Origin of the sequence: Citricoccus sp. NPDC055426, from assembly GCF_040677445.1 — a bacterium.
Taxonomy (GTDB): Bacteria; Actinomycetota; Actinomycetes; order Actinomycetales; family Micrococcaceae; genus Citricoccus.
Genome location: NZ_JBFARZ010000022.1, coordinates 1 through 4,917, shown reverse-complemented (window position 1 = coordinate 4,917; position 4,917 = coordinate 1). Strand labels below are relative to the sequence as shown.

5 protein-coding genes and 2 pseudogenes are annotated in these 4,917 nt (G+C 71.0%); all 7 read left to right on the top strand.

Features of this window, described 5'->3' with window-relative positions; all coding sequences use genetic code 11:
- Nucleotides 1–509, top strand: a pseudogene (locus AB0K08_RS16860) (hypothetical protein); the annotation flags it as partial.
- 14 nt (nt 510–523) lie between these two features.
- Nucleotides 524–1,750, top strand: coding sequence for a tyrosine-type recombinase/integrase (locus AB0K08_RS16855; protein ID WP_363356485.1), 1,227 nt, complete (start codon nt 524–526; stop codon nt 1,748–1,750).
- Between the two features lie 206 nt (nt 1,751–1,956).
- On the top strand, nt 1,957–2,412 hold the full coding sequence (locus AB0K08_RS16850; protein ID WP_363356483.1) for a hypothetical protein: 456 nt from the start codon (nt 1,957–1,959) through the stop codon (nt 2,410–2,412).
- Nucleotides 2,413–2,485: 73 nt separating this feature from the next.
- Entirely contained in the window at nt 2,486–2,941 is a 456-nt protein-coding gene (locus AB0K08_RS16845; protein WP_363356481.1) for a hypothetical protein, read from the top strand.
- Nucleotides 2,938–4,029, top strand: coding sequence for a hypothetical protein (locus AB0K08_RS16840; RefSeq protein WP_363356479.1), 1,092 nt, complete (start codon nt 2,938–2,940; stop codon nt 4,027–4,029). The genes AB0K08_RS16845 and AB0K08_RS16840 overlap by 4 nt, the downstream gene beginning before the upstream one ends.
- Nucleotides 4,030–4,493: 464 nt before the next feature.
- Nucleotides 4,494–4,706, top strand: a complete 213-nt coding sequence (locus tag AB0K08_RS16835; protein ID WP_363356477.1) for a hypothetical protein — start codon at nt 4,494–4,496, stop codon at nt 4,704–4,706.
- A pseudogene (locus AB0K08_RS16830) lies at nt 4,703–4,917 on the top strand (site-specific integrase); the annotation flags it as partial. The gene AB0K08_RS16835 and the pseudogene AB0K08_RS16830, both read left to right, overlap by 4 nt.

The window sequence follows — 4,917 nt, the reverse complement described above, 5'->3', positions numbered from 1 at the left end:
CCCCCACACCACCACCACCGCCCACCGAGCCCGGGCCCGCACCACTGACACCAGACACCCCGACGCCCACACCCGTCACACACAGGCCCCGGCCGCACGGCCCGGGCTGGGCCGAGCTGGCCGAGGGGCACGCCGCCGGGCTCCGCTCCATGGGACTGCAGCCCGGCCTGACCGATGACCTGGTGGACGCCCTGGACCGGCTGCTGAATACCGGCCCGCTGGCCGAGGTGACACCGGCCGAGGTCACCACTGAGGTGCTGACCGCCGCCCTGGACACCTGCCCGGACACCGCCGCCTGGTCTATGGCCCGCCGGGCACTGGGCACCTTGGCCGCCACCTTCCCCGAGGTGCTGGGCCACGGCATCGACCCCACGGACGGACTGACCCGGACCCCGCCCGCACACCTCCCGGCCCCGGCCCCCCTGGACCCGGACGAACCGGGAACCATCCCCACCGGCTACACCGCCCGCGCCCACGGGCACCTGACCGTCATTTCCCGCACCGCCTGACAGGACCCCCGACCATGAGCACACCCGACCGCCGTACCTGGACCGCCGAAACGGCCGCCTGGCTGGCCCACCTGGCCGCCGAGGCCACCACCGCCAGCACCGTCGCCGCCCGCCGCCAACACCTGAATCGCGCCGCCGAGGACATGCCCGGCACCAGCCCCTACGCCATCACCGGCCCCGAGCTGGCCGCCTGGCTCAACGCCAGCGCCCCGTCCCGCCACACATGGCAGAACCGCCTCACCACACTGCGCCGGTTCTACCAATGGGCACAGGACACCGGACGGACCACGGCCGATCCCACGGCCGGGCTGACCGTCCGCGACTGCCCCCACGCCCCGGCCCAGGCCCGCCGCCGCCCTGGACCGGCGCCGCGCCCGGCCCCGACCGGAGCATGGGGCAAGGCCATAGGCGAGTACCTGCAACACCTGGTCACCGCCGCCGTTCCGGCCACCACGCGCACCACGTACCGATCCCGGCTCTACCAGCTTGCCCAGCACTTCGAGGGCCGCGAGCCGTGGGAAGTCACCGGCACCGAGCTGGTGGACTGGATGGCCGGGCGCGACCTTGGACGCGACGCCCGGCGCGGCACCCGCGCCACCCTGACGGGGTTCTATGACTGGGCCGTGGACACCGGGCGCACCTCCACCAATCCGGCCCGCCAGCTGCCCCGCATCAAGGCCCGCCCCGGCCTGCCCCGACCGATCCCCGATCACCTGCTGACCCAGGCCTATGACGTGGCCGACGAGCGCACCCGCATGATTCTGCGCCTGGCCGCCGAGGCCGGACTACGCCGAACCGAGATAGCCACCGTGCACGCCCACGACGTGCACCACACCCCGGACGGCTACGCCCTGCTGGTGCACGGCAAGGGCCAGAAGCAACGGATGATCCCCATCACCGAATCACTGGCCCGACTCATCGGCACCGGCGGGGACAGCTGGCTCCTGCCCAACGGCAACGGCGGACACCTGACCCCCGGGGTTGTCTCCCGGCTGGCATCCCGGGTGCTGCCCGAGCCCTACACCCTCCACACTCTGCGCCACCGCTTCGCCACCACCGCATATGCCCGCTGCCGCGACCTCTACGCCGTGCAACGGTTGCTGGGCCACGCCAACCCCCAAATCACCCAACGCTATGTCTCCCTGGACACCGCCACCCTGCGCCCCGTCGTCGCCAGCCTCGATCCCACCGTGCCCGTGGCAATGCCCGGCGGTGCACACCTGACCGCCGTGGCGGGATGACGCCCAGGCCGGTTATCCACAGGGCAGCGGGTTAGGTTGTCCGGACGTTATGGCACCATATGCGTATGACCACCACAGGGCACGCCGCCACGGCCACCGGCACCGCGCCGGTGGCCTCTGGGCTGGCCCCTGCTGGCTTCGACGTTAGGCGTGCTACGTGGGTTATCCCGTGGGCAGGGGAGATTCCGCCGGGGCATCCTCTGAACGTGCTCAACTTCGACACGTCCCGGAACTCCGCCGGTCGGATCTGGGAATACGCCGTCCGCATGGCGTCGGAAGAGGCGGGCACAACTGTGCTGGACCCCGGCGAACAGGCCATGCTGGATGCCCTGCTTGATACTCTTCCTGCCGACGACCCCTGCCGCCAGAATCTCGCCGCCCTGGCCATTTTCGCCCGGATCGCCGAAAGGCTGTACTTCTCCGCCGAGGTGACCGCGTGTGCATCCACCTGGCTGGACTCTCACCGTCCACCGCTGGCCGAGCTGCCCGCCTTGACCGAGCCGGACACCACCGGCCCGCGCCCCGCCGGACACGACACCGCCGAGGACCGGCCCCCGCCGCCTGACCTGCTGGCCTTGACCACGACTGTGCTCACGTCCGCGCCCCCCGCACCGGCCCCGCCGGTATCGGGCGCGGCCGCAGCCGTCCCCGTGGCCGCCTAACGGCTGGCCCGCCCCCGAACCACTACCGGCAGACGCTCCCGCGCCCTCAGGCGGCCGCAGGAGAACCACCGTCATGCCTTACCCCGCCCACACACTCCACGCCCCATCCCCGGCCCTGCCGGACGCCTACACGCTGTTGAACCGTGCCGAGGCCGCCGCAGTATCCGCCGTCACCACCACCACCCTGGACCGCCGCATCGACACCGGCGTCCTGCCGGTGGTCCGCTTCGGCCACCGCATCCTAGTGCGCCGCGCCGCCCTGGACGCCTACCTCACCGCCCACGACCCCGCAGCACCAGCCGCGCCCGCCCCGTCTGATCTAGACCGTGATGCCCTGCTGACCTACGCCCAGGCCGTGCGCCTGCTGCGCGTCTCGATGACCACCACCGACCGGCTGGAATCCGAGGGCAGCCTGTCAGTCATGCGCATCAACGGCCGCCGCCTGGTCCGCGCCGGTGCCCTGGCTGACCTGATCGACCGCAGCTCACACCCCGCCACCGCTGGCCCCCTGGCTGGCCGCCACGCATGAGCACGCCCGCCACCGCTGACGCCCGCCCCCCGGGCCGGCTCAAGGCTGACGGGCCGCGCCCGCTGCTGGCCCCGGCCCTGGCCGTGCGTGGACTGACCCCGACCGCACACCTGGTGCTGGCCCTGCTGGCCCTGGACACCTACGCCGACAGCACCAGCTGCCGACCCGGCATGGACAACCTGGCCGCCTGGTCCGCCGTCGCTGACCACGGCTCACTACGCCGCAGCATCTACCAGCTCGAGGACCGCGAGCTGGTGCGCACCTACCGCATACGCGGCGCACCGAACCGCTACCAGCTCACCCTGCCCCCGGTCCCCGAGGACATGGCCGGGCTGATCGTCCGCGCCACCGGGCCCCGCCCTGCCGTCCCCGAGGTGGCCGCGCTCCCCGCGCACTGGACCCGGACCATCACGGACCGGCTAGTGCTGCTGGTGGCCGCCGCCGCATCACCGGACGGGGAGACGTTCGCCGTCACCCGCAACGCGCTGGCAGCCTCCACCGGCCGCCGCGTCAATGCGGTGCACGAATCCATGCGACGACTCACCACCGCGACCGTGGATCGGCCCGCACTGGTGCAGGTCTTCGAGTCCCGTGGTGGCCGCTCCACCACCGTGCACCGCCTAGTTATCCACAGGCAGAATCCAACCGGTCCGATTCTGTCGGCCAACCGGTCCGATTCTGTACCGTCCAACCACCCTGCTAACCACCCCCCTAACCACCCTGCTAACCACCCCCCTAACCACCCTGCTAACCGGTCCGATTCTGTATCGCTAACCGGTCCGATTTTGCTAGTACCTCCCTTATCCCTAACCCTTACCCTTCCCCCGGGTACCGCTCTCGACCGTGAGAGCACCGCCGCCATGATGCAGGTGGCCGAGGGCAGAGCCCAGGTCAACGGCCACGGGCTCGCGGTACTGGTGGAAGGTCTGACCGTCGATGGTGTGGACCGAGCCGAGGCCGTGCGCCTGGTGACCGAGTGCCTGACCGAACCGGACGGACGACGGCGGAACATCATCAAGGCTGTTGACCGGCTTCGAGGCCTGATCGCTGATCACCCGAACATCGGGACCGAGGTGATGGCGGCATGACCGGCCGAATCATCGTGACCCGTTTTTCTGGTTCCCGGACCGCTGGACACCCCGCGCTCCCTGTCCGTTTCCCCCCAAATCTGTACAAAAAAACGGACCGGTCCGATTTTGCCCCCAATCCATCAAAAATCCGCCCCGATTCTGCCCAGGTGCACCCGATGACCACCACTGACTCCCCTGCTGCCCATCTCTGCGCTTCACCTGGCTGTCCCCGGCGGTCCCGCTACGTCGGAGCTGGTCTGTGCGAGCCCTGCTATCTCCGGGCGCAGCGTGCCGGGACTATCCCCGTCGATCCCGAGGTCACCGGGGAACGGGCCCGGGCATGGAAGGGCCAGAATGTCGGATATTTCGCCGCGCATCTGCGCATCGTGACCCGGTACGGTCCGGCATCTGACTATCGGTGCACCACGTGCGCCCATCGGGCCGCCCATTGGTCACTGATCCCGGGCCGAGGTGACTTGTGCATGGTGGCCCGCCGCCTGGTCTACTCCTCCACGCCCGAGGACTACACCCCGCAATGCGTGAGCTGCCACCGGCTGACCGACATCGACGCCGAAGCCTGGCGAGGCAACTGCGCCGCCGATCCTGCCGAGCTGTTGCCCGGCGTGGACTGGTCTGTGCTGCTGGTGGCCCCCGAGCTGGCCCGCCGTCTGGTGCCCTGGCTGGTGGCAGCATGAGCCGGCGGACGCGTCCCGGGGATCGTCGGCGGTCGTTCGGTCAGGTGGCGCAGCTGCCCTCGGGTCGGTTCCGGGCCCGGTACACCGGACCGGACGGCAAGCGGCGCACCGGCCCGGCCACGTTCGCCACCCGGGCCGAGGCGGACGCCTACCTGGTGCAGGTGCACGCCGAGATGCTGCGCGGCAACACCCTGGCCGTGGCCCCCACCAT